General features: G+C 63.3%; 18 protein-coding genes. 12 read left to right on the top strand and 6 right to left on the bottom strand.

Going from position 1 to position 26,094, the window contains the following annotated elements:
* The first annotated feature begins 52 nt into the window (after positions 1 to 52).
* Positions 53 to 1,270: an SfnB family sulfur acquisition oxidoreductase gene (locus tag ADU59_RS17335; RefSeq protein ID WP_068955386.1), complete on the top strand. Its 1,218-nt coding sequence runs from the start codon at positions 53 to 55 to the stop codon at positions 1,268 to 1,270.
* Positions 1,271 to 1,689: 419 nt separating this feature from the next.
* Here ADU59_RS17335 and ADU59_RS17330 read toward each other — a convergent pair whose 3' ends face one another.
* The 3 genes from ADU59_RS17330 to ADU59_RS30280 all read right to left on the bottom strand — a co-directional run bounded on the left by ADU59_RS17330 (position 1,690) and on the right by ADU59_RS30280 (position 4,328).
* On the bottom strand, positions 1,690 to 2,901 hold the full coding sequence (locus ADU59_RS17330; RefSeq protein WP_068955385.1) for an acyl-CoA dehydrogenase family protein: 1,212 nt from the start codon (positions 2,899 to 2,901) through the stop codon (positions 1,690 to 1,692).
* A gap of 73 nt (positions 2,902 to 2,974) precedes the next feature.
* Positions 2,975 to 4,021 (bottom strand): substrate-binding domain-containing protein, encoded by a 1,047-nt coding sequence (locus ADU59_RS17325; protein ID WP_068955438.1) that lies wholly within the window; start codon positions 4,019 to 4,021, stop codon positions 2,975 to 2,977.
* An 82-nt stretch (positions 4,022 to 4,103) separates the two neighbouring features.
* A complete protein-coding gene (locus ADU59_RS30280) occupies positions 4,104 to 4,328 on the bottom strand; it encodes a hypothetical protein (protein WP_139093187.1) in 225 nt (74 codons plus the stop codon).
* A 53-nt stretch (positions 4,329 to 4,381) separates the two neighbouring features.
* On the opposite strand from ADU59_RS30280, the gene ADU59_RS17320 reads away from it, so the two are divergent.
* The 7 genes from ADU59_RS17320 to ADU59_RS17290 all read left to right on the top strand — a co-directional run bounded on the left by ADU59_RS17320 (position 4,382) and on the right by ADU59_RS17290 (position 13,126).
* Complete coding sequence (locus tag ADU59_RS17320) at positions 4,382 to 5,860, top strand: sugar ABC transporter ATP-binding protein (protein ID WP_068955384.1); 1,479 nt, start codon at positions 4,382 to 4,384, stop codon at positions 5,858 to 5,860.
* Positions 5,857 to 6,915, top strand: a complete 1,059-nt coding sequence (locus ADU59_RS17315) for an ABC transporter permease (protein WP_068955383.1) — start codon at positions 5,857 to 5,859, stop codon at positions 6,913 to 6,915. Before ADU59_RS17320 ends, ADU59_RS17315 begins: the two co-directional genes overlap by 4 nt.
* Positions 6,916 to 7,032: 117 nt before the next feature.
* Positions 7,033 to 8,046, top strand: a complete 1,014-nt coding sequence (locus ADU59_RS17310; RefSeq protein WP_068955382.1) for a sugar ABC transporter substrate-binding protein — start codon at positions 7,033 to 7,035, stop codon at positions 8,044 to 8,046.
* Positions 8,047 to 8,127: 81 nt separating this feature from the next.
* Positions 8,128 to 9,672 carry a sugar ABC transporter ATP-binding protein gene (locus tag ADU59_RS17305; RefSeq protein WP_068955381.1) on the top strand — a complete coding sequence of 515 codons (1,545 nt, stop codon included), beginning with the start codon at positions 8,128 to 8,130 and terminating at the stop codon, positions 9,670 to 9,672.
* Entirely contained in the window at positions 9,662 to 10,705 is a 1,044-nt protein-coding gene (locus tag ADU59_RS17300) for an ABC transporter permease (protein WP_068955380.1), read from the top strand. Before ADU59_RS17305 ends, ADU59_RS17300 begins: the two co-directional genes overlap by 11 nt.
* Positions 10,706 to 10,707: 2 nt before the next feature.
* Positions 10,708 to 11,706, top strand: coding sequence for an ABC transporter permease (locus ADU59_RS17295; protein WP_068955379.1), 999 nt, complete (start codon positions 10,708 to 10,710; stop codon positions 11,704 to 11,706).
* Between the two features lie 22 nt (positions 11,707 to 11,728).
* Positions 11,729 to 13,126: an LLM class flavin-dependent oxidoreductase gene (locus ADU59_RS17290; RefSeq protein WP_068955378.1), complete on the top strand. Its 1,398-nt coding sequence runs from the start codon at positions 11,729 to 11,731 to the stop codon at positions 13,124 to 13,126.
* A 4-nt stretch (positions 13,127 to 13,130) separates the two neighbouring features.
* Here ADU59_RS17290 and ADU59_RS17285 read toward each other — a convergent pair whose 3' ends face one another.
* Entirely contained in the window at positions 13,131 to 13,553 is a 423-nt protein-coding gene (locus ADU59_RS17285) for an META domain-containing protein (protein WP_083198326.1), read from the bottom strand.
* Positions 13,554 to 13,725: 172 nt separating this feature from the next.
* Between ADU59_RS17285 and dxr the strand changes: the two genes are divergently transcribed.
* On the top strand, positions 13,726 to 14,919 hold the full coding sequence (gene dxr / locus ADU59_RS17280) for a 1-deoxy-D-xylulose-5-phosphate reductoisomerase (RefSeq protein ID WP_068955377.1): 1,194 nt from the start codon (positions 13,726 to 13,728) through the stop codon (positions 14,917 to 14,919).
* 10 nt (positions 14,920 to 14,929) lie between these two features.
* Here the strand turns inward: dxr and ADU59_RS17275 are convergent, their stop codons facing one another.
* Together ADU59_RS17275 and hemA are read right to left on the bottom strand one after the other, a co-directional pair.
* Positions 14,930 to 16,048 (bottom strand): serine hydrolase domain-containing protein, encoded by a 1,119-nt coding sequence (locus tag ADU59_RS17275; RefSeq protein ID WP_068955376.1) that lies wholly within the window; start codon positions 16,046 to 16,048, stop codon positions 14,930 to 14,932.
* Between the two features lie 86 nt (positions 16,049 to 16,134).
* Positions 16,135 to 17,352: a 5-aminolevulinate synthase gene (gene hemA, locus ADU59_RS17270; RefSeq protein ID WP_068955375.1), complete on the bottom strand. Its 1,218-nt coding sequence runs from the start codon at positions 17,350 to 17,352 to the stop codon at positions 16,135 to 16,137.
* Positions 17,353 to 17,855: 503 nt separating this feature from the next.
* Here hemA and ADU59_RS17265 point away from each other — a divergent pair.
* The 3 genes from ADU59_RS17265 to ADU59_RS17255 all read left to right on the top strand — a co-directional run bounded on the left by ADU59_RS17265 (position 17,856) and on the right by ADU59_RS17255 (position 26,087).
* Positions 17,856 to 18,110 (top strand): YMGG-like glycine zipper-containing protein, encoded by a 255-nt coding sequence (locus ADU59_RS17265; RefSeq protein ID WP_068955374.1) that lies wholly within the window; start codon positions 17,856 to 17,858, stop codon positions 18,108 to 18,110.
* Between the two features lie 251 nt (positions 18,111 to 18,361).
* A complete protein-coding gene (locus ADU59_RS17260; protein WP_068955373.1) occupies positions 18,362 to 20,284 on the top strand; it encodes an autotransporter assembly complex protein TamA in 1,923 nt (640 codons plus the stop codon).
* Positions 20,285 to 20,375: 91 nt separating this feature from the next.
* Positions 20,376 to 26,087, top strand: a complete 5,712-nt coding sequence (locus tag ADU59_RS17255) for a translocation/assembly module TamB domain-containing protein (protein WP_068955372.1) — start codon at positions 20,376 to 20,378, stop codon at positions 26,085 to 26,087.
* Positions 26,088 to 26,094: the final 7 nt, after the last annotated feature.

Below are 26,094 nucleotides of genomic sequence, written 5' to 3'. Positions count from 1 at the left end.
TTTCCGCTCGACTTCTTCCACCCATGGTCCGTGCAAAAAATCGGAGCGCGCGATGGAAACCCTCTTGCAGTACCAGCCTCATATCCGGCAGACGGCCGATCATCTCCGCAGCGATTTCGAAGCGATCGAGACCGCCCGGACGCTTGCCGCCGATTTTGCGACCCGCGCCGCCAACCGTGACGCCGAGCGCACCCTGCCCTACAGCGAGCTTGACGAGATTGCGCGGTCGGGACTGCTGGCGATCACCGTTCCCGCAGAATATGGCGGGCTGGATGTCTCCAACGCGGTGCTGGCCGAGGTCACGGCCATCCTGGCGGAAGCCGATGCCTCGATCGGCCAGATCCCGCAGAACCATTTCTATATCCTCGAGGCTCTGCGCGTCGATGGCAGCGAGGAGCAGAAGCGCTATTTCTTCGGCCGCGCACTGGCCGGCGACCGCTTCGGCAACGCGCTTTCCGAACGCGGTACGAAGACCGTCGGCGACTACAACACCCGGATCACCCCTGAAGGACCGGGCTACCGCGTCAACGGCCGGAAATTCTATTCGACGGGCGTGCTGTTTGCCGACTGGATCACCGTGTTCGCGCTCGATCCAGAGGACCACCTCACCATGTCCTTCGTCGCCAAGGGCACCGAAGGCGTCGAGATCATCGACGACTGGGACGGCTTCGGCCAGCGCACCACCGGCAGCGGCACGACAGTGTTCAACAACGTCTATGTCAACGCCGACGCCATCGTCTTCCATCACAAGGGTTTCGAGCGGCCGACGACGATCGGTTCGGTCGGCCAGATCATCCATGCTGGCGTCGACCTCGGCATTGCCCGCGCCGCCTTCGCCGAAACCGTGGATTTCGTGAAAAACCAGAGCCGCCCCTGGATGGATGCCGGCGTCGAGCGCGCCTCGGACGACCCGCTGACCATCGCCAAAATCGGCGACATCGCCATCCGGATCGAAGCCGCGGCGGCGATCATCGAACGGGCCGGCCGCAAGGTCGATGTCGCGCAGATGGACCCGACCGAGGCCCATGTCATCGACGCCACGCTATCGGTCGCGGCGGCAAAGGTGCTGACGACGGAGGTTGCGCTTGCCGCTGCCACCACGCTGTTCGAACTTGCAGGAACATCGGCCACCCGCATCGGCCTCAACCTCGACCGCCACTGGCGCAATGCCCGGACCCATACCCTACATGATCCGATCCGCTGGAAATCCCACGTCGTCGGCAATTATCACCTGAACGGGGTGAAGCCGCCGAAAAACGGGGCTTTGTAGAGTTAGGGCCGGAACGACCCCATTTCACCAAAATCACCTGGCACAACGGAGTGTGCGTAGCCCCGTCGTTGCTGCCCCATAAGCGGATCAACAGCCCCTATGGTCTGGCCCGGATATCCAGATTGCCATCCGGGTTGAGGACCGTTCGTCAACCCGGATGGCCGGCTACAATCAATCAATGGAAAACAATTCGGCCAACCGGCAGCGGTTTATTTGGGAAGCTTTCGATCCAGCGCAACAACTGAGCCGGTCTCCGCTGCGAACTATCTCTATCGTTTGCAGACAAGGCGATCCTTGACGACCGCGTCGTCTGCAAGAGTTTTCTGAATTTAGCAGCGGCTGCCCCATAGTCCGATGCCGTCGTTTCTGCCCTGCAACTCCCCTGATATTGGGTTGGACAAGGCTTCTTCGTCGTCCTCTCAGCTATACAGGCTCACCACCGGGATCGTGCCGTTCAGGACGAATTCGCCGACTTCCCTGGCCTTGTAGAATACCGGATCATGCAGCGTGTGGGTGCGCACGTTGCGCCAGAAGCGGTCGAAGCGATATTTCTCGGCCGTCGAACGGGCGCCAGTGATTTCAAAGACGCGCGCGGTGATGTCGAGCGCCACGTGGGTTGCATGCACCTTGGCCGCATAGGCTTCCGCCGCCGCCTCGCCGCGTTCCCGCGCCGTCACGTCCCGGCCCTTTGCCAGGGCCGTCTGCACTGCCAGAGCCGCGCTGTCGGCCAGGGCAGCCGAGGCTTTCAGGGACGCCGTAAACTCGCCGACACGCTCCAGAATATACGGATCGTCCGATGCCTTCTCGACACCGGAGGTGATCCACGGTCGCGTCGTGGTGCGGACATAATCGACGGCGGCGGCCAGCGCGCCTTCGGCAGCCCCCAGATAGAAATTCACGAAGACCAGTTGGATCAGCGGCGTGTTGAACGTTGCCAGCACCGGTGCCAGGTCGTTTTCATCGGCCGGCGGGCCGACGAAATCCTCGTCGTAGACGGGGAAATCATGGAATTCGACGCTGCCCGAATCGGAGAGCCGCTGGCCGATATTGTCCCAGTCGTCATTGGCGACATAGCCCGGGCGATCGGTCGGCACGGCGAAATTGGCGATCTTGCCGTCGAGCGTCGCATTGGCGTTGATGTAATCGGACACGCGGGCGGCGGTGGAGAAGGACTTGCGGCCGTTCAGCACATAGCCGCTGCCGCGGCGCGTCAGCGTCAGGCCGGGATCGCGCGGGTTGACCGCCGCGCCCCAATAGAGGTTTTGCGCCACGGTTTCGACGCCCAGCACCTGGGCGCGCGCCTGATCGGCAAAGGACCAGTAGATCGACTGGCTGTTGACATAGTGATAGCCGAGCAGCTGGCCGATCGAGCTTTCCCCGCGCGCCAGGATGCGCACCAGCTTGAGGCCATCGGCCCAGTCGAGCCCGGCGCCGCCGATCTCGCGGGCGTGCAGGGCATTGAGCAGGCCGGCCTTCTTCAGCTTGACGATCTCGCCGATGGGCGGACGGCCTTCCCTGTCGAGATCCGCCGCGCGGGCCGAGAGATCGGCTGAAATCTCGCTGGCGCTGGCAAACAGGCTGTCCCGCGTCACGCCGAGACCGGCCGCATAGACGACGTTGGATTGGCTCATTGGAAAAACTCCGGTTTCTGGAAGAAGGAGGGCGGCGGCGCCACGATCGGCCCCGCCGCCGATACTTGAATGCTCAGAACAGCTTGGCCGGGATCCAGCTGGCCGTCACCGCATCGCTGGCGCTGAAGGCCGGGACCTTGGCCGCCAGTTCCTCGATCGACTTGACGCCGGCTTCGCGCAGGCTCTTCTGGGTGAGCAGCGTTGGCTCGACGGTGATCTGGCGGGGAACCTCCTGGCCTGCGATTTCGAGCGCTGCGGCCCGGATCGACACGGCGCCGACGACGGCCGGATTGGTCGCGACAGTTGCCACCCACGGGCTTCCTTCCTCGACGATCTCCTGGATATCGGCGGTCGAGACATCGGCCGAATAGATCTTGAGCTTGTCGGAAATGCCGAGATCGGCCGCCGCCAGCTTCACGCCGCGGGCAAATTCGTCATAGGGCGCAAAAACGACTGTGATGTCAGGATTGGCCCGCAGCACGGCCTTGGCCTGATCGGCGGTGCTGGTTGCCGTCGTATCGCTGACATTGCCGAAGCGTGCCTTCTCGACGACGCCCTTGTTTTCCGCCTTGAACGTATCCCAGACCTCGTTGCGGCGATCGAGCGGCGCAAAGCCCGCGACATAGACATAACCGGCATTGAAACTGGTGCCATTGTCCTTGACGGCCTGCTCAAGCGCCTGCTTGGCAAGCGCGTGGTCGCTCTGCTCGACCTGCGGCACCTTGGGATTGTTGAGATTGACGTCGAAGGCGACGACCTTGATGCCCTTGTCGAGCGCCTGCTGCACGACATCGCCAAGCGATTCCGGAACGCCGTGATCGACGACGATCCCTTCGACGCCGAGATTGATCGCCTGCAGGATCTGCTCGCGCTGCTCGGCGGCGTCCTGACGGCCGGGGAAAACCCTGAGATCGATGCCGAGTGCCTTGGCCTGCGCTTCTGCGCCGGCCTGATAGGCCTGGAAGAAATCACCGGCCGAAATATAGCTGATCAGCGCCAGCTTCACACCGCCCTTGTCAAATGGGGCGGGCGCACCGGCAATGCCTTCGGCCTTGGCGGCGGAGACAAAGAGAAAGGGAATAAGAGCGGCGGTTGCCGCCAGACGGAAAAGGGATTTCATGGAACGCATTCCTTCTGAGGACAATCGGTCGCGTCTCCCGGCGGCTGCCTGCCCTCCTCGGGACGCATCGCCTATTAGATATTCAATCCATAAATTTAATAGAGTAATTGATGCCATTTTCACCGGTCAGGGAGAATGCTGTTTCGCCGAAACCAACCTGCACGGCAAAGTTTTGCCGAAGCGAATGGGCGTCACCGATGTGCGGAGGCTCCACGCGAACATTCCGCCGCAGCCCGGCCATCCGCAAAGAAATTGCCCCGGCTGCCACTACTTCGCAAAGCTGTTCTCCCCATACGGCTGTCGCCAATCCCAAATATATGACAAATTATATAGACAATAACGATATCGGAATGCCGACCCATGCCGCTGCTACACATCGATGCGCTCAGCCGCAGTTTCGGCCCCACCCGCGCGCTCTCCGGCGCGACCTTGACGATCGATGCCGGCGAGATCGTCGCCCTGATGGGAGCGAACGGCGCGGGCAAATCGACACTGGTGAAGATCCTTTCCGGCGTGCTGCCGGCCGGTAGCGGCACGATCACCCTGAAGCAGCAGCCCTATACGCCCCGAACCCCCGCCGAGGCCGCCGCTGCCGGCGTCGTTACCGTCCATCAATCGACCGACCTGGTTGGCGCTCCGGGGCTTTCCGTCGCCGATACGCTGCTGCTCACCCGCTTTGCAGAGCGCGGCCGGCCCTTTTTCGTGTCCCGTTCCGGCATCCGGCGGCAAGCCCGGGCAATCCTTGACACCGCCGGGTTCGAGCTGCCGCTGGACCGTGATTTCGCCGATCTGTCCGCTGCCGACCGACAGCTGGTGGCCATTGCCCGCGCGCTTGCCAACAAGGCGGAACTGCTCATCCTCGACGAGCCGACCGCGAGCCTGTCGATCGAGGAAAGCCGCCGCCTGTTCGATATTCTCAAGCGCCTGCGCGATGGCGGCCTTGCCATTCTCTACATTTCGCACCGCACCGCCGACCTGGAAGCAATCGCCGACCGGGCGCTGGTCATGCGCGGCGGCGTGATTGCCGGCGCGTTCCGGCGACCCATCGATTTTTCCGCCGCGATCGAAACGATGATCGGCCGCAAGCTGCAATCGGCACGACCGGATATCCGGATTGCCGGGGGCGCGCCTGTTTTCGAAATGCGCGGCGCACGGCTGCTGCCGGATTCAACTCCCTTCGATCTCGCCATTCATACGGGTGAAGTGGTTGCGATCACCGGCGTGCTCGGAGCGGGGAAAAGCCGCCTCCTGTCGGCAATCTTCGGCGCTGGCCGCCTTGCGTCCGGCCATATGTTGCTTAATGGACAGGCTCACCGACCGGAAACGCCGGCTCAGGCGATTGCAGCCGGGGTCGCCATGGCGGCAGAGGACCGGCATCGCTCCTCGCTGATGCCGGCGAATTGGCCGGGCAGTTCGCTGGCGGCCACCATCAGCCTTCCGCACCTCGCCAAATGGTATCCGCATGGCTTGCTGTTCGGCGGCCGGGAGCAACGCGAGGCGGAAAAGGCCATAGCCCGCCTGCGCATCAAGGCATCCGGCCCGCAGGCCCCGATCGCCTCGCTCTCCGGCGGCAACCAGCAAAAGGTGGTGCTTGCCCGCTGGGAAGCCGAGCCGAGCCGCCTTCTGCTGCTCGACGAACCGTTCCAGGGCGTCGATGTCGGCGCCCGCCACGACATCATCCAGGCGATCCGCGGACGGAGCGACCGCGCCACGCTGATCGCCACCTCCGACCCGGAAGAGGCGTACGAGGTCGCCGACCGCATCCTCGTCATCGACCATCACAGCCTCGTCCCGGCGCCGCACGGGCCATCTGCCGTTTCCCAAGGAATTCACGCATGACCTCGATCAATGACGAAAGCCTGTCTCCGCCGGCGCGCAGCGCCACGGCAAAGGGCGAGACAATCCATTGGCTTTCCAGCCTCAGCGCCGCGCTTCGATCCGGCGCCGTCTTCATCCTGCTGGCCGCGCTCCTGCTGGGCTTTACCGCCGCCGAACCCGCCTTCGCCAATATCGGCAACCTGATGAGCATTCTTCAGGCGGTTGCCGTGGTTGCGATTCTGGGCGCGGGCGTCACCGTCACGCTGGCCGTCGGCGGCTTCGACCTTTCGATCGGCGCGGTTGCCGCCTCCAGCGTCATGGCGGCAAGCTACGCGATGATCGTCTGGGGGCTGGATGCCGTTACGACCGTGCCGCTGGTGCTTGCCTTCGGCGCGCTTGTCGGCCTCGTCAACGCCTTCCTGATCGTCCGTCTCAAGGTTCCCGATCTTCTCGCCACGCTGTCGATGATGTTTCTCCTTTCCGGCCTGCAGCTGATCCCGACCGCCGGCCGCTCCATCTCCGCCGGGCTGATCCTGCCGGATGGAACGACAGCCACCGGCGCCTACGATCCCGCATTCCTGCTGATCGGCCGCGCCAGCCTGTTCGGCACCGTCCCTGTCTCCGTCGTGCTGATGGCTCTCGTCGCCATCGCCCTGTATGTCCTGACCGAGCACACCCGTATCGGCCGCCTGCTGTTTGCCACGGGCGGAAACGAGGTGGCGACGCGGCTGGCCGGTGCCTCGACCGCAAGGTTGAAGGTGCTTGCCTATGTCATCTCCGGCACGCTCGCATCGCTTGGCGGCATCGTCATCGCCGCCCGCGTCGGGCGCGGTGATGTCTCCTCCGGCGGTTCGCTGCTGATGGATGCCGTCGCCGCGGCGCTGATCGGATTCGCGGTGCTTGGAAAGCGCCGGCCGAACGTTCTCGGCGCCATCGTCGGCGCCGTCTTCGTCGGCGTCCTGCTCAATGGCCTCACCATGCTCAATGCGCCCTACTACACGCAGGACTTCGTCAAGGGCGCCGTGCTGGTGGGAGCGCTCGCGCTCACCTACGGGCTTGGACGCAACAATGCCTGATGGCGCGCGCAGGACATCAAGTTTTCCGGCACGGCCACCTTCTTTGGAAATTCCTTTCTCGGCACGGCCGTTAATAGACTTATTCTATAGACATTATTTTCTCACAAGGGATGTGTCATGGAACAGGAAAAGTCGGGACAAGGCGTTGGACGCCGTGACCTGTTGAAACTCTCGGCAGTGGCAGGCGCAGCACTCGCCGGCGCCAGCCTCATCGGCAGCCGGACGGCAGCAGCGGCGGACGAGGAGCTTTCGCTGAAGGGCAAGCGCATCGCCATCAGCGCCACCGGCACCGACCACTTCTTCGACCTGCAGGCCTACAATGCCCAAATCGAGGAAGTGAAGCGGCTCGGCGGCGAGCCGATCGCAGTCGATGCCGGCCGCAACGACGGCAAGCTCGTATCCCAGCTTCAGACGCTGATCGCCCAGAAGCCGGATGCGATCGTCCAGATCCTCGGCACGCTGAGTGTCATCGACCCCTGGCTGAAGAAGGCGCGCGATGCCGGCATTCCGGTGCTGACCGTCGATGTCGGCTCGACCAATTCGATCAACAACACCACCTCCGACAACTGGGGCATCGGCAAGGATCTGGCCCTGCAGCTGGTGTCCGATATCGGCGGCGAAGGCAATATCGTCGTCTTCAACGGCTTCTACGGCGTGACGCCCTGCGCCATCCGCTACGACCAGCTGGTCAATGTCGTGAAATATTTCCCCAAGGTGAAAATCCTTGAGCCGGAACTGCGCGACGTCATTCCGAACACCGTGCAGGACGCCTTCACGCAGATCACAGCCCTGCTCAACAAATATCCGGAGAAGGGCTCGATCAAGGCGATCTGGTCGGCCTGGGATATTCCCCAGCTTGGCGCGACGCAGGCCCTGGCTGCGGCCGGCCGCACCGAAATCCGCACCTATGGCGTCGACGGCAGTCCGGAAGTGCTGCAGCTCGTTGCCGATCCGAACTCGCCGGCTGGCGCCGACGTTGCCCAGCAGCCGGCCGAAATCGGCCGCACGGCGATCCAGAATGTCGCCCGCCTGCTCGCCGGCCAGACCCTGCCGCGCGAAACCTATGTCCCGGCGCTCCTCGCCAACAAGGCCAACGTCAACGAGGTCAGCAAGAAACTCGGCATCGGCTGACACGCGCACCGCAATCGGGCGATCCGGGCTCTCTCCGGATCGCCTCTTCTGATCCAGATCGACCAGCAGGACGGACATGTCATGAGCGCAGCTTCACCAGCCGCAGACAGAAGCGGCGATGCCATTCATCTCGAGCGCATCGTCAAGCGTTTCGACGGAGCCCAAGCCCTGAGCGGTGCCTCATTGCGCGTCCGTCGCGGCACGGTTCACGGCCTCGTCGGCCAGAACGGTGCCGGCAAATCAACGCTGATCAAGCTGCTGGCTGGCCTGCACCAGCCCGACGAAGGCCGCATCGAGATCGATGGCCAGACCTATGACAGGCTCACCCCGCACCGGGTCGAGGAGCTCGGCATCCATTTCATCCATCAGGACCGCCTGCTGGTGCCGACCTTCACCGTCGGCGAGGCGCTGTTCCTCGGGCGCGAGCCGCGTATCGCCGGCACGCCCTTTCTCGACCGGCGGCTGATGCAGCGCCGCGCCGGCGAAATCCTCGATGATTATTTCGGCGTCAGGCTGCCCAACAGCGCCCTGATCAGCGAACTCTCCACCGCCGAGAAGCAGATCGTGCAGATCACCCGCGCGCTGCTCGACCAGCCGAAGGTTCTGGTGTTCGACGAGCCGACGGCAGCCCTTGTGCGCCGCGAGGCGGATATCCTCTTCCGGCTGATCCGCCGCCTGCGCGCCGAAGGCGTGACGATTATCTACATCTCGCATTACCTCAACGAGATCGAGGAACTGTGCGATCACGTCACGGTCCTGCGCAACGGCGAGGACGTCGCGACGCTCGCGCTCAGCGAAACATCGGCCACCGCCATCGCGCGGCTGATGGTGGCGCGCGACATCGCGGACATGTTTCCCAAGCGCAGCGTCGCACTCGGCAAGGATATCCTGACCCTCGATCGCCTTTCGGCGCGCGGAAAATATCAGGACGTCTCGCTCACCCTGCGCCGGGGTGAAGTGCTCGGCCTTACGGGGCTGCTCGGCTCCGGTGCCAAGGAACTGATCCGCACGCTGTTCGGCCTCGAAACCGCCACCTCCGGACAGATCGAGATCGACGGCAAGGCCGTGCGTTCGGTCAACCCGGCCCAGTCCGTCGATCGGCATGTGGCGCTTGTGCCGGAAGACCGGCGCGGCAATGGCGTGGCGCTGGACCTGAGCGTTTCGGAAAACATCACCCTGTCGTCGCTCAGACGCTTCACCCGCCTCGGCTTCCTCGATTTCGGCGACGAGCGGCGCGAAGCGGACGAGCTGATCCGCCGCCTTGAAATCAAGACGGCAGGCAGGGATGCGCTCGTGCGCACGCTCTCGGGCGGCAACCAGCAGAAGGTGGCGATCGCCAAATGGCTGAGCCGCCATTCCGAGGTCTATCTGCTCGATGAGCCCACGGTCGGCGTCGATATCGGCTCGAAAGTCGAAATCTACAACCTGATCGGCGACCTCGCCGCCCGCGGTGCCGGCATCATCGTGCTCTCGTCCGACCTGCCGGAGCTGATCGGCATCACCGATCGCATCCTCGTGCTTTTCCGCGGCCATGTCGTGCGCGAGTTCATTTCTTCCGAGACCTCGCCGGACGAGGTTCTTGCCACATCCACCGGATCTTCGGAGACGCTCCGCCATGTCGGTTGACATCCAGCTCGCGCCCACCATCCATTTCGAACCGGATGAATCCACATTCCGTTCAGACAAAGGCCGATCGGGCCGAGGCGCCAATCTGGCCGCAACAGCGCTGCGTGCCGGATCGCTGATCGCGTTCGTCGCCATCCTTCTCGTTTTTTCGGCAACGGCACCTTATTTTCTCAGCGTCGGCAATATCGGCAACGTGCTCGGCCAGTCGGCCATTTCCGGCGTGCTGGCCATCGGCCTGACTGTCGTCCTGATCGCCGGCGGCTCCAATGTCGTCACCGGCGGCATCGACCTGTCGCTGGCCGCCAACATGGGGCTGAGCGCCGCCGTCTACGCGACGGTTGCCCAGCTCGGCTATGGCGACACAACCGCCGTCGCGGCAGCCCTGCTCACCGGCGGCTTGATCGGTCTGGTCAACGCCATCGCCGTCGTCGGCGCGGGCATCGTGCCGCTGTTGGCGACACTTGCCGTGATGAACATCGTCGCCGGCCTTGAGTTGGTGCTGACGCAGAATACCGTCATCCCGGCCTCGACCCCGCTCCTGACGGCCCTTTCATCATCCGGCCCGTTCGGCATTCCGGCGCTCGCCTATGTGCTGCTCGTCTTCACGCTGATCGCCGCCGCGATCGTGCAATATACCCCGACTGGACTTCGGCTCTACGCGGTCGGTGAATTTCCCGATGCCGCCCGCGCCGCCGGCCTGCCTGTCCGCCGGCTGCTTGCCGGCGCTTTCGTCGCCAGCGGCCTGTGTGGCGGGTTTGCCGGCATTCTGTCGGTCTCCAATCTCAGCGGCAGCACCACCGGGTCCGGCGAAATGCTGCTGCCGGTGGTGGTCACCGCCCTGCTCGGCTCGGTCTTCTCACGACGACTGGTGCCGACCGTGATCGGCACGCTTCTCTCCACGCTGTTCGTCGGCTTCCTCGTCAACGGCTTCCAGCTTCTCAACATTTCCAGTGTGCTGGTCAGCGGCGTCCAGGGGCTTCTCATCCTGCTCGTCGTTTCCGCCACGACGCTGCTGCGCAGGCAGGAGGCCTGATCATGACCCTGCAGACCTCCCCAATCGAGACATCCGGCCTGCCGCGCGCCATTATCGGCGCGATCGTCAACAACGCGCTGGTGCTGGCGCTCGTCGCCGTCTTTGCCGCCTTTTCCTTCGCGGCTCCGACGTTCCTTACGATCGCCAACCTCCAGAGCATCCTCGTCAACAACTTCACGCTGCTGGCCATCGTCGCCATCGCCATGACCTTTGCCGTCTCGGTTGGCGGCATCGATCTGTCGGTCGGCACGGCGGTCGATTTCGCCAGTTTCGCCTTCGTCTCGCTGGTGCTTGCCGGACAACCCGTCGTCATCGCGGCATTGGCCGGGTTGGGCGCGGGAGCAGCCGTCGGCGCGTTCAACGCCATCCTGATTTCCGGTATCGGCATTTCGCCGTTTCTCGGAACCCTCGGCACACTGTTCATCGGCCGCAGCATCCAGCAGCTTCTGACCAATGGCGGCAATCCAGTCTATCTGCCTCCATCAGGCGTGCCGGAAGCCTTCCGCTTTCTCGGCCGCGGCGCGATCGCCGGCATTCCCGTTCCGCTCGTCATCGCCGCCATCATCATCGTGACCGCCACTGTCATCCTGACCCGCGCCCGCTTCGGCCGTGTCGCACTCGCCATCGGCATCCAGCCGAGCGTCGTGCGCTATTCCGGCATTACCGCGCGTGCCCATGTCGCGATCGCCTTCATTCTCGTCGGCCTGATCGCCGCCGTCGCGGGGCTGATCCTGTCGGCGACGGTGACCGTCTACATCCCCTCTTCCGGCAACGCCTTCCTGCTCAACGCCATCGGCGCCACCTTCATCGGCACGACGCTCTCCCGGCTCGGCCGTCCGAATGTGGCCGGCACCGTTCTCGGCGTGCTGCTGCTCAGCATTGTCGCCAACGGCCTGCTTTTGACCGGGCTGAACTTCTACTGGCAGCAGGTCGGGACCGGACTGCTGATCTTTGCCGTGCTTGCGCTGAGCTTCATCAACAGGCGCAAGGCAACGGCCTGACATCAAGACAAGGAAATAAGACATGAGCCGCGAAATCAGGCTGAACGCCTTCGACATGAACTGCGTCGGCCACCAGTCGCCGGGCCTCTGGCGGCATCCGCGCGACCAGTCGTGGAAATACAAGGATCTCGACTACTGGGTGCATCTGGCAAAGACGCTGGAGCGCGGCAAGTTCGATGGCCTGTTCCTCGCCGACGTGCTCGGCGTCTACGACGTCCTGAACGGCAATGTCGATGCGGCCCTGCGCCATTCCACCCAGGTTCCGGTCAACGATCCCCTACAGCTCGTTCCGACCATGGCCTATGTGACCGAACATCTCGGCTTCGGCCTCACCGCATCGCTGTCCTTCGAGCATCCCTATACCTTCGCCCGCCGCCTCTCGACGCTCGATCATCTGACCAAAGGCCGCGTCGGCTGGAACATCGTTACCTCCTATCTCAACAGCGGCGCACAGAATATCGGCCAGGCAAGCCAGACCAAGCATGACGACCGCTACGACCTCGCCGAGGAATATCTGGAAGTCTGCTACAAGCTCTGGGAGGGAAGCTGGGAAGAGGACGCCGTGGTGCGCGACCGCGACAGCGGCATCTTCACCCATCCGGAAAAGGTTCACCCGATCCATCACGCCGGCAAACATTTCACCGTGCCCGGCATTCACCTGAGCGAACCCTCGCCGCAGCGCACGCCGGTGCTCTACCAGGCCGGTGCATCAAGCAGGGGCAAGGATTTCGCCGGCGCCCATGCGGAATGCATCTTCGTCGCAGCACCATCCAAGCCGGTGCTGAAGCGCTACGTCGCCAATGTCCGTGAGGCAGCCGAGAAAGCCGGCCGCAACCCGCGCAACATTCTCGCCTTCAACCTGCAGACCGTCATTCTCGGCGAAACCGATGCGGAGGCAAAGAAGAAATTCGACGACTACCGCAAATATGTTTCCTATGAGGGCGCACAGGCGCTGATCTCCGGCTGGACCGGCATCGACTTCGGCCAGTTCTCGCCCGACGAACCGCTGCGCCACCGCCACACCAACGCGGTGCAATCGGCTGTCGAGACCTTCACCACCATCGATCCCGACAAGATCTGGAGCGTGCGGGAAATGGCCGACTGGGTCGGCATCGGCGGCTTTGGCCCGGTCTTCGTCGGCTCGCCGCAGACGGTCGCCGATCTCCTGCAGGAATGGGTCGAGGATACCGATGTCGACGGCTTCAATCTCGCTTACGCGGTGACCCCGGAAAGCTTCGAGGATGCGGTCGACCTGCTGGTGCCGGAACTGCAGAAGCGCGGCGTCTACAAGAAGGATTACGCCAAGGGCACGCTGCGCGAAAAACTGTTCGGCGGAGGCCCCCGCCTTGTCGCACCGCATCCGGGCGCCGGCTACCGCCACTTGCCACAGGATCCGGTAAAGCTGGCGGCGCGCGGCTGAGCCGTCAACGTCCCTGCGCAGCCAGCCGCAGGGCGAGGCTCGAATCGGGCCTCGCCAGCACCAGCTTGGTGTCTTCAATTTTCCAGGACAGCCGCGTCCTCAGGGCATCGAAGAACTTCGTCTCCTGGTCCATCACCGCCGGCACGCACATCTTGCGTGTGGCGCCGGCCGGACCGAAGGTGATGACGTTGTCCTTCAGGTTGAAGATGCCTGTATAGCTGTTGCAGCCCGCAAACCCCGAATAGGTGCCATCGTCGTTGATTTCGAGCGTTGTCTGCAGATCATCGATGACGCCCCGGCCGCCGATATCCTCGGCCAGCCACGTGCCCACCAGCGCAGCCGGCACGGTATCTGCCGCAACCATCGAGACCGAAGCCGTATCGATCAGCACGCAGGAGCATGACAGAAACAGCGCAAGTTTCAGCATCAGCAACATCCTTTCCGGCGAGCGGCAGGCCCGGCCACTGGCCCAACCACTGATAATGATTCGCCGCTCCTGCGACCCTATCGCCATAAGCTTGGTCGAGACCACCCTTGTTGACATCCGCTTTCACCTGTAGAGCCTTGCGTGAAACACAAAAAAACAACGGGACTTGGCCATGACCTCCGGCGCAGCTGAAAAACGCCGCTTGACCATTCTGGGCTCGACAGGCTCGATCGGTACCAACACACTCGACGTTATCCGCCAGCTGGGCGGCCGCGAGGCATTCCAGGTTGCCGCTCTGACCGGCAACGGCAATATCGACCTGCTCGCCGAGCAGGCCATGACGACCGGCACCGAACTCGCCGTCACCGCTGACGAAAGCCAGTATGGAAACCTCAAGGCAGCCCTTTCCGGCACCGGCATCGAAGTCGCCGCCGGCCGCAGCGGCCTGATCGAGGCGGCCGAGCGCGATGCGGGCTGGGTCATGGCCGCGATCGTCGGCACCGCCGGCCTTGCCCCAACGCTTGCCGCCGCAAAGCGCGGCGCCGATATCGCGCTTGCCAACAAGGAATGCCTGGTTTCGGCCGGCGATCTCTTCGTGCGCGCCGTTCAGGCCGGCGGCGGCAAGCTGCTGCCCGTCGATAGCGAACACAATGCCATCTACCAGGTGCTGGAGGAAAACCAGCGCCATGCGGTCGAGCGCATCATCCTGACGGCATCCGGCGGCCCCTTTCGCACATCAAGCCTGACGGAAATGCGCGACGTCACCGCCGCGACCGCCCGCGCCCATCCCAACTGGTCGATGGGCCTGAAAATCTCGATCGACAGTGCCTCGATGTTCAACAAGGCACTGGAGATGATCGAGGCGAAGCACCTGTTCGGCATGCGGCCGGAGCAGATCGAGGTGATCGTCCATCCGCAATCGGTCATCCATTCGATGGTCGGCTACTCGGACGGCTCGGTGCTGGCGCAGCTCGGCTGCCCGGATATGCGCACCGCCATCGGCTATGCGCTGTCGCATCCGGCGCGGCCGTCGCTCGATGTCCAGCGGCTCGATTTCGCCAAGCTGTCGCGGCTCGATTTCGAGGCTCCGGACGAAGAACGTTTTCCGGCCCTGCGGCTGGCACGTCTGGCCATGCAGCGTGGCGGAGCGCAGGCCGCGATCCTCAATGCTGCCAAGGAAGTCGCGCTCGAAGCGTTTATCGGTGGGCGAACGGGCTTCCTGCAGATGGCCGAGATCACGGAAGCCGTCATGGAAGCGATGATTGCGATAACGCCTTCATCCACGATGGACGATGTTTTCGCAGTCGATGACGAAGCCCGGCGCATGGCGAGAGCGATCGTCGAACGGGATGCCGCCGCCGCTTGAGCGCGATGGCTTATACCCCGTAGACCGCCTCGACGATCCTGTCGGGAAACTCACCCATGCAGCCTTCCAGCGCATTGTTGGTCATGCTCAGCACCGTCAATCCCTTGGCCGGATCGATGGACCAGCTGTGGCCGTAGACACCGCCCCAGCGAACCGTTCCGGGAGACTGCGGTGTCAGCGCGCCGATGGGATCCTCGACCACGGCGCCGAAATAACCGAATTTGCTGCCGGAATCCGTGACCAGAGCGCCGATCCGGTTGGCAAGACCCGCCTGCACCGTTTCGGCTCTCAGCACATCCTTGCCGCCGGTCCGCAATGTTTCGAGAAAGGCGATGATGTCGCCAGCCGTTCCCGCCATGCCGGCACCACCCGACTGGAATGCCTTGCCGTTGAAGATCCGCGAGGGCGAAAATCCGAGCGTCCAGCCTGCCTCCTCCGGCGCGAAATAGGGATCCGACATCCGGACGGCGGCCGGCTGTGAATCGGTATAGGGCACGGCAAGCCGCGCGGTATCGGTGACATGAAAACGGCTGTCGGCCATGCCGAGCGGGCCGGCGATGTACGTCACGACGGCCTCTTCCAGCGAACCGCCATGCACCTTGGCAATCACCGCGCCGAGAATATCGGTGGCGAACGAGTAAGCCCATTGCGTGCCCGGCGCAAACGCCAGCGGCACGGCATTATGGCGGCCGAAATTGCCTTCGTAGTCGAGATCGGTATCCAGCAGGCCGCAGCTGATGGCCCGGTCAGCGGGCAGAAGCTCCAGCGCCAGATCGTAGACCAGCCCCGATGTATGCGTCAGCAGCTGATGGATCGTGATGTCGGCAACGGCGCCATCCGGCGTCTTCGGCCGGAACCACGGCAGATGGTCGGCGACGCGGTCTGACAGAGCCATCAAGCCACGATCGATCATGGCCAGGGCGGTGGCCGCGACGATGGGTTTTGTTACCGAGGCCAGCCGAAAGATCGTGTCGAATTGAACCGGAACCCCGGCTTCCCGATCGGCAAACCCGGCCGCGCGGCGGAAAATCGGCTCACCGTGCTGATAAACCAGCACGACGGTTCCGGTAACCCTCCCGGACGTGAGGAACCGGTCGATGACCTCATCAAGCCTGCGTTCGACGCTCATGACCTAAACTCCTGCAAGCCGCCAGAATCAAAAATGCGGACCATCTTTCGACAATCCGCATTGCAAATTCAAGCCTTTGGCAACGATCAGGCGACAGCCCTTGCCAGCGCACAGCGCGACCAGAGCTGATGCAGCGCACCGACCAGATGATCGATATCCGCATCCGAATGCAGCGGCGTCGGGGTGATGCGCAGGCGCTCGGTCTTCTTCGGCACCGTCGGATAGTTGATCGGCTGGACATAGACACCGCAATTGTCGAGCAGCAGATCGGAGATCCACTTGCACTTGGCCGCATCGCCGACGATCACCGGCACGATATGGCTCGGGTTGTTCAGATGCGGAATGCCGTTCTTGTCGAGCAGGTTGCGCAGACGGCGAACCCGCTCCTGATGGGCGAAGCGTTCGACCTGGCTTTCCTTGAGGTGACGGATCGAGGCGACGGCACCGGCAGCAAGCGCCGGTGGCAGAGCGGTCGTGAAAATGAAGCCCGAGGCAAACGAGCGGATGAAATCGCACAGCGCCGTCGATGCGGCGATATAGCCGCCCATCACGCCGAAAGCCTTGCCGAGCGTGCCTTCGATCACCGTCAGCCGGTGCATCAGGCCTTCGCGCTCGGCAATGCCGCCGCCGCGCGGACCGTACATGCCGACGGCATGGACTTCATCGAGATAGGTCATCGCACCATATTTGTCGGCAAGATCGCAGATGTCCTTGATCGGCGCGATATCGCCGTCCATCGAATAGACCGATTCGAAGGCGATGATCTTTGGCGCACGCGGGTCTGCGGCTTTCAGCTTGGCTTCGAGGTCGGCGACGGAATTGTGCTTGAAGATCACCCGCTCGCATTTCGAATGGCGGATGCCTTCAATCATCGATGCGTGGTTCCCGGCGTCCGAAAAGACGATCACGCCAGGAATCTTCGAACAGAGCGTTCCGAGCGCCGCCCAGTTGGACACATAGCCGGACGTGAACAGCAGCGCCGATTCCTTGCCGTGCAGATCGGCAAGTTCACGTTCGAGAAGAACGTGGTAATGGTTGGTGCCAGAGATATTCCGGGTGCCGCCAGCACCCGCGCCACACTGGTCGATGGCGAGTTTCATCGCCTCGGTCACCTTGGGATGCTGGCCCATGCCGAGATAGTCGTTGGAACACCAGACGGTAACGTCCTGCTTCTCGCCGCTCGCATTGTAGCGCGTCGCCTTGGGGAATTGTCCGCGCTGGCGCTCCAGATCGGCAAACACCCGGTAACGGCCTTCGTGATGCAGGCTGTCCAGCTCGCCTTTGAAGAAACTCTCGAAATCCATCATTGTCTCCAGAACCTTGCCGTCTTTTTGAGCGAAAGCGGCCCGGCGTCAACCCTTGCAAAGGGTCGCAGCGGCCGCCTGCGGCAAAAGGCCCCTAATTTTGAACAGTTCCAAACTATCCGTCACAAATTTCATTCCATCCGGCGCGGAGTGAGTCAAGTCACAAGAAAAGGACGGACCGTCCCGCCCTTATATTCTGTTTCAAGAAAACCAGCCGTAATCCGCTATGCGGCGGCAACCGCGTCTGCGGAGACAACCGAGCGCCGTCCGGAAAATTGCAAGAGGTGTCACGCAGGGAACTGCGCTTTCAGCTTCTGTTCAGCTTGAATGACGTTCTCTTGCGCCGAAGGGGGATTTGCAGGATATCTGTAGACGTTCACAGGTAGCGAATTATCTTTCGGCATTGCAAGTTCGACCGGAAGGGGACCTTACCGTCCATCTTCCATCCCTGGGGAGAAACGGACGGCGGGGATTTGAGTTCACGCGTCCAGATTGGAGAGACAATGAAAAAGGCCATCGTGCTTGTGCTGCTCGCGCTATCCGTCGCCAGCTGCACACAGACTGAAAAGGGTGCCGGTATCGGCGCAGTTTCCGGAGCGATCATCGGCGGAGCGATCACCGGCAACGTTCGCGGCGCTGCCGTCGGTGCTGCGATCGGCGGCGTTTCCGGTGCCGTCATCGGCCATGTCGCCGAACAGCCCGGCCAGTGCTATTACCGCGACCGCTACGGCCGCCGCTACATCGACGATTGCCGGTAATACCACGCACCCGACGCACCGGCGCCTGCCCTTTTTGGCGGCAGAAAACACGGCTGGACCCCGGAGAAATCCGGGGTCTTTTGTTTCGAATGCATCACACAAAGTGCGCTTTTTCCGAGAATTTCGCCTCCCTGCCTTCATCAACAGGGCTTTGCTGTGTAGGGTCATCGTTAATGAAAGGGAAAACCTTGTCATGCGATGGTGGCCTGCCGTGACGGCGGGCAGATGTTGAAAGTAGCCTGAACAGCGGAATGCGGAAACGAATGCGTCTGCCGAACATAAGTGTTGCGTATCGGAAGGCTGGCACTGCAATTGCGGTCGCGGCTATGGCTGCCTGTGGGCCGCTTTCGGTATCGGATGCTTACGCATTCAAGATTTTCGGCATGCGCTTCTTCGAGAAAGACGCGGAAGCCACCGATGTCGTCGATCCCGTCAACTACAACCTGACCCTGAATGAAGGCTCCGGCGACGCGGACCTCAAGCAGGCACTGGAAAACAGCTCCCGCCTGTTTCAGGACAAGGAAAAACCGGTTTCCGGCGACCTCGGTCTTGCCATCAAGGCGCGCGACGACCGCGACCGTCTGCTGGCAGCGCTCTACGAACAGGCGCGCTATGGCGGCATTGTCAGCGTCACCATCAACGGTCAGGATATCGACACGCTGCCGCCCGATCCGGTGTTTCCGCATGGCGCCGCGGTTCCCGTCGAAATCACCGTGAAGCCCGGTCCGGTCTTCACCCTGGGCAATGTCGTCCTCAAGGGGGACGCTGCGGGGCACAGGCCGGACGAATACCTGAAACCGGGCACAAGAGCCGATTCGACCCTCATCATCAAAGCCGGCGAAAAGGTTGTCGACGATCTCAAGGAAGAGGGCCGGCCGCTTGCCAAACTGACCGAACGCAGCGTCGTAGCCGATCATGCGACCAACACCGTCGACGTCACGATCGCGGCCGAGGGCGGCCCCGTGGCACCGGTGGGCGCTGTCACCGTCACCGGCACCAAGACGGTCGATCCCACCTTCGTCGCCGATTATTCACGCCTCAACGGCGGCAAGCCCTATTCGCCGGAAGCCTTGCGCAAGGCGTCCGACCGGCTACGCCAACTGGGCGTGTTTTCCAGCATCACCATCCGGCAGGCCGATCAACTGGCGCCGGATGGTACCATCCCGATGGCCATCGAGGTCTCGGAAGGCAAGCACCGCTATTTCGGCGCCGGCGCGCAATATTCGACCACCGACGGCTTTGGCATCCAGGGCTACTGGGGCCATCGCAACCTCTTCGGAAGGGCGGAATCGCTGCGCCTCGAAGGCTCGGTCAGCCGCATCGGCGAAACGACGGACATCGGCAATCTCGATTATTCCGCCGGCCTGCTCTTTGCCAAGCCCGGCGCCTTCGGACCGGCCTCCACCTTCAATGCCAGCCTGAAGGCGCAGCTGCTGGATCCGGATGCCTACAAGGCGACGATCTTCACCGGTGCCGCCGGCGTCACCGTCGAACTCTCCGACACCGACACGATCTCCGCCGGCGGCGAACTCAGCTGGGCGAATGTCGAAGATGCCTTCGGCAAAAATGAATACCTGACCGCGGCGATCCCGATCGAATATGTCCGCGATACGCGCGACAACAAGCTGAACCCGGCCTCCGGCTACCGTGCCTCGATCAACGCCAAGCCCAGCTACGAGATCAACGGCCAGACCTTCTTCAGCTCCTTCGAGGGGTCGGCTTCGGCCTATCTCGGCCTCGGCGCGGAAAACCGCTTCGTGCTGGCCGGGCGGCTCGGTGCCGGCGTCCTGGCCGGCGGTGACGGCCTCGCCTCGATCCCGGCCAACCGGCGCTTTTACCTTGGCGGCGGCGGCACCGTGCGTGGCTATTCCTATCAGGAGATCAGCCCGCGCAACGGCGACAACGAGATCCTCGGCGGCCGGTCCTATGTCAACGCCACGCTGGAGGCACGCATCGGCATCACCGAAAAGATCGGCCTTGTTCCCTTCATCGATGCCGGAACGGTATCGGCCAAGACCACGCCCGATTTTTCCGATATCCGCGCCGGTGCCGGCATCGGCCTTCGCTATGCGACACCGTTCGGGCCGATCCGGCTGGATGTCGCCGTGCCGCTGAATGCCTATCCGGGCGGCACGAAATACGGAATCTATGCCGGTATCGGCCAATCCTTCTGATTGCCCAAGGCAGTCACCACGGCCTGAAGCCGAACCCCGGTTTCAGGGAGAAGCAATTTCACCGCGACGCGACTTGCGCTATGGATGACCGATGAATCGTTTGCCCCGCTTCCTGAAAACCGCCTCGCGTTGGCTGGTTTACTGCCTCGGCTTTGGCCTCGTCGCCGTCGTGCTTGTCACCCTGTTTGCCGGCTTCACGGCACCGGGCGCGCGCTTCGTTGCCGCCATGATCGAGAAATACGCCTCGACGCCGGACCAGATCGTTCGCATCAACGATCCGAGTGCGCTGCTCAGCGGTGATTTCACCGCCTCCAGCGTGACATTGTATGACAGCAAAGGCATTTACGCGGAAATCCGTGAAGTCGCGATCGACTGGTCGCCGGCGGCACTGTTTTCCAGGCGCTTCGATGCGGCCAGCCTTTCGGCCGGATCCGTGCGTCTCGAGCGGCTGCCGATCCCGTCGCAGGAAACCCGGGAAGTCCGCCGAACCTTCGCCTTGCCGCTCGACGTCAAGATCGATGCCTTCAATCTGAAGGAGATCGTCATCGGCAAGGATATTGCCGGGACGGATCAGTTCCTGAGCGCCGAGGGCAAGCTGAACGCCACCAATGCCAGCATCGCCGCCGCCCTTGCCGTCGCCCAGCGAGACAGACCGGATGCCAAGGCCATTGCCGATATCGTCTTTGATCCGGCCGGCAACGCGCTGACGCTGGAAACCACCATCAATGAGCCCAAGGGCGGACTGCTCGCCAAGGCCATGCGCCTGCCCGGCGAACCCGCGCTCAACATATCCGTGACAGGCGAAGGCCCGCTCTCGAAATGGAGCGGAAAGGCAACGGCCGCCCTCGACGGCAACGAGGTTCTAAAGCTTGACGGCCAGCACACGCTGGCGGCCGATGGTTTCCGTACCGTCTCCCTCAAGGGCGGCGGCACGTTCAGCGATCTTTTGCCAGCTGCCTTCAGGCCGTTGTTCGAAGGCACCACCGATATCGACGTCTCGGCAGCACTCGACGGCAAGACCATTCGCATCCAGACAGGCAAGGTCTCGACCGGCGCGCTGACGCTCTCTGCGTCGGGCACCTACAGCACAACGGGTGAAAACGACCTGCAGGCAAGCCTGACCGGCAAGACCGGCCCGATCGATTTCCGCCTGCCGCTGGCAAAGGGCGAGGCACAGCTTTCCATCAACAGCGCCAATGTTTCGCTGATCGGTGAAGCGCAAAGCGCCGTGCTCGACCTCGGCGCCGATATCGGCAAGGCGACGCTGCCGCAGGGCGAGATCGACGCGATCAGGCTGCACGCCTATAGCGATAGCTTCAACCTGTCGACAAAAACAGGGCCGCTGAAAACCACGATAGAGACCGGCGCCACACGCTTTGTCAGTGCCGATATCGACCGCCTCGTCAAGGGCCCGGTCAAGATCGACGGCACGCTGTCGGTCACCCCGGAAACGGTATCCTTCGACCCGGTCACGCTGGAAAGCGCCAGCATCGGCGGCACGCTGACGGGTTCCTATGCGATTGCCGAAAACACACTGGCAACGGCCCTCAAGCTCTTCGCCGTGCCTGCCGTCCTGCCGCCGGCGCTGGCTGAGAAATTCGACACGACCATTGCCATCACCGGCAACCTCGCAACAGGCGCCAATGGCAGCGTCGATGTCAGCGATCTTGCCGTCAAATCCGGAACCGTCGAGGCAGCGGGATCGGCGGCGCTCGAAACCGGCAATCTGACGGCGGCGATCACCGGCACCATTCCCGAAATCGGCAAACTGCTTGCCGGCGCCAAGGGTGTCGCCAATTTCAGCGCCAACGCCACCGGGCCGCTTGAGGCGCTGGCGGTCAAGGCCGAGGTGACGGCGAATGGCGCAACGCTGGCCGGCCGTACCCTCAACGGCCTCGCCGTCAATGCTGATGCCGTCATCGGCCAGAACGGACCGAACGCAACGGTCACCGCCACCGGCACGCTCGACGGACAGGCGATCAACGCCAAGGCCGAGATCGCCTCTGCCAAGGGCAGCACCAGCCTTCCGTCGATCGAGGCCACCATCGGCGAGAACACGCTGAAAGGCGCGCTGGACCTGAGCGAGGATTTCCAGCCAAGCGGTTCGCTTGCCTTCAACTTCCCGGATGTCGGTCTGCTGGCCGCAATGGCCGGTCAAACCGCATCCGGCGACCTTGCCGGCTCGGCCAGCATCAAGAGCGAAAACGGCATCACATCGGTTGTCGTGAAAGCCGGTGGCACGGGCATCACCCGTGGCGACCTGATCATCGCCAAGCCCGCTGCCGACATCACCATTGCCGACCTCAAGGCCCTGGCAATCACCGGCACCGTGACCGTCGAAGAGGTGACACAGGGCGACAACCGGCTGGCCGGTCTGTCGCTCGGTTTCGATCAGCAGGGCAGCAGGACGAATTTTGCCCTCGACGGCAGCTATGACGCAGCCCCGCTCACCGCACGCGGCGACCTGCAGAGCGCCGATGGCAAGACGACGATCAACCTTCAGTCCTTCGCAGCCGCCCCGAAGAAAATCCCGCTGCAACTGGCGGCCCCGACGACGATCACGATCGAGAACGGCGCGGTCAACCTTCAGCAGCTTGCCATCGCCGCATCCGGCGGAACGGTGACGCTCAACGGCAGCGCCGGCGAAAAGCTGGATATGACCGCAGAGCTCGCCGGGATCGATGCCCGCCTGCCGCTGGCAAAGGGCGAAGCCCGTCTTGTCCTCGATACCGGCACATTGACGGCGAAGGGCAGCATGGAGTCGGCCATCCTCGACGTCAAAGCCACCGCCGGTCAGCTCGCCTTGCCACAGGGCCGCCTTGAGGCCGTCAGGCTTACCGCGCACAGCGATACCTTCAATCTGTCCACTCGCACCGGCCTCGTGAAAACCAGGATCGAGACCGGGAACATCCAGCTGACAAGTGCGGATCTCGACCGGCTGGTCAAGGGACCGTTGACGATCGAAACCACCCTGGACGTATCGCCCGACAGGATCGGTTTCGATCCGGTCACCGTCGACGGCAGCAACCTCGGCGGCACAATTGTAGGCTCTTTCGAAATCCCTGCAAACGCCCTGAATGCCGGGTTCAATCTGTCCGTCCTTCCTGCCGGCCTGCCGGCGTCGCTCGCACCCAAGTTCGACACGCCAGTCGCACTTTCCGGCATGGTGACGACAGGCGCGGATGGCGCGGTTGATATCAGCAGACTGGCCGTCAATTCCGGCACCATCGAAGCCGCCGGTTCGGTGGCGCTCAAGGCCGAAAATCTGACGGTAGCAGTGACCGGAACCCTGCCCGATCTCGGCAAGATTCTGGCCGATGCCAGCGGCATGGCGGACTTCAAGATCGATGCCAGCGGCCCGCTCGACGCTCTCGGCATCAAGGCCGAGGTCACCTCCAGCGGCGCAACGCTCGCCGGCCGGACGCTGAGCGATCTGCAGCTGACAGCCGATGCAACCGCCAATCCGAAAAACCCGCAGGCGAAAATCAAGGCCACCGGCGCGCTCGGCGGCCAGGCCATCAACGTCAACGCCGACCTCGTATCGGAGGAAGGCCGCACCAGCGTTCCGGTTCTTCAGGTCCAGGTCGGCGACAACAGGCTGAACGGCAAGATCCAGTTCACCGCTGATTTCCTGCCGCAGGGGACGATCGACTTCACCTTCCCCGATGTCGGCTTGCTCGCCGCCATGGCCGGTGAAAAGGCATCCGGGGATATCGCCGGATCGGCGTCCATCGACAGCAATGGCGGCACCACCTCGATCGCACTCAAGGCCAGCGGCTCGGGCATCAAGCGCGGCGATCTCGTCATCACCAAGCCGGTCGCCGATATCACCATCGCCGACCTGAAGGCACTGGCGGTCAAGGGCAATCTCTCCGTCGAAACTTTCGCGCAGGGGCAAAACCGCGTCAGCGGCCTGAAGCTCGATTTCGTCCAGCAGGCCGGCAAGACCAATGTCACGCTCGACGGCCAATATGACGGGGCGCCGCTCAACCTGCGCGCCGACATCCAGACCGCCGGCGGCAAGACCGTCGTCAACCTCGCTTCTTTCGCAGCCGCCCCGAAAAGGATACCGGTCAAGCTGTCGGCACCGGCGGCGATCATCATCGAAAACGGCACGGTCAGCCTGCAGAAACTGACGATCGGTGCATCCGGCGGCACGGTGGCGGTGACCGGCTCGGCCGGCGAGAAACTGGATCTGAATGTCGATCTCAATGCCCTGCCCGCCAGCCTCGCCAATACTTTCGTGCCGTCGCTCGGCGCCGACGGCGCCATCAGCGGTGCGGTCGGCGTCAAGGGCACGTCGGCGGCACCGGTCGTAACCTATGACCTGCGCTGGGCCAACGCCGCCGTTGCGCAGGCCAGATCCGCCGGTGTCGGTGCGCTCGACATCACCGCCAAGGGCCAGTTCGCCGACAACGATGTGACGCTCGACACCACGATCAGCGGTCCCGGTGGCCTTGCCTTCAGGGGTGGCGGCAAGGTCGGCATTGCCGGCAACCGGCCGATCGACATGAAATTCGCGGGCAGCCTGCCCTTCGGCCTCGCAGCCAACCTTTTGGCGGAGCAAGGCTTCACACTGACCGGCGCTGCCAATGTCGATGTCACCGTCACAGGCGCAGCGACCGCACCGCAGATCACCGGGACGATCTCGACCTCCGGCGCACGCCTTGTCGATGTCCGCCGCAATCTCGCGATCACCGACCTCATGGCCAACGTCGCCCTCGACGGCAAACAGGCGAACATCCAGAAACTGTCCGGGCGGCTTGCAAGCGGCGGCTCGATCGATGTTACGGGCACGATCGGCATCGCGGCCGGCTCCGGTTTTCCGGCTGATCTCGCGATCCGCCTCGACAACGCGACCTATGTCGACGGCAGCCTGTTCACCGCCAATGTCAACGGCGCCATGACCCTGCAGGGACAGCTGACGGCAACGCCGGTGCTGGGCGGCAAGGTCACCATCCGCAAGGCCGCCATCACCATTCCGGAAAAGCTGCCGGCCTCGCTGTCGGAGATCAACATCAAGCACAAGAATGCGCCTGCCGACGTCAGGCAGATGCAGGCGGATATCCGTAGCGATACGGCAAGCGGCGGCAGCACCAAGAGCGGCGGCGTTGCCTTCGATCTGGCGGTCAGCGCGCCCGGAAAGCTTTTCGTTCGCGGCCGTGGCATCGACGCGGAACTCGGCGGCGACCTGACGATCCGCGGAACTGCCGCCCAGCCGGCAGTTTCCGGCGGTTTCGAGATGCGGCGCGGCCGGCTGGAAATTCTCGGCAAGCGGCTCGATTTCGCCGATGGCACGATCAGCTTCGGCGGAAACCTGATCCCGACGCTCGATCTCGACGCAACTTCAACTGCCGGCTCGACAACGATCACCGTCAATGTGGCGGGCCTTTCCAACAACCCGAACATCACCTTCTCCTCATCGCCCGCCCTGCCGCAGGATGAAATCCTGGCGCAGCTGATCTTCAACCGCTCGCTGTCCAACCTTTCAGCCCTGCAGATCGCCCAGCTGGCCAGCGCCGTCAGCGAACTGGCCGGCGGTGGCTCCAACTCGCTGCTGAGCGGCCTGCGCAACAAGCTCGGCGTCGACGATCTCGACGTCTCGACGGACGCAACGGGCGGCGCCACCGTGACCGCCGGCAAATATCTCAACGATCGCACCTATCTCGAGCTTCAGTCCGGCGCCGAAGCCGGCGGCGGCAAGGCGATCATCAACCTCGATGTCGGCCGTGGCGTGAAGCTGCGCGGCGAGGCGGGCGCAAGCGGAGCCGGAGGCGGGGTTTTCTATGAGAAGGAGTATTGAGCGGCAT

It is taken from the genome of Pararhizobium polonicum (assembly GCF_001687365.1).
Taxonomy (GTDB): Bacteria; Pseudomonadota; Alphaproteobacteria; order Rhizobiales; family Rhizobiaceae; genus Pararhizobium; species Pararhizobium polonicum.
This window is presented reverse-complemented; position numbering and strand designations above follow the sequence as displayed.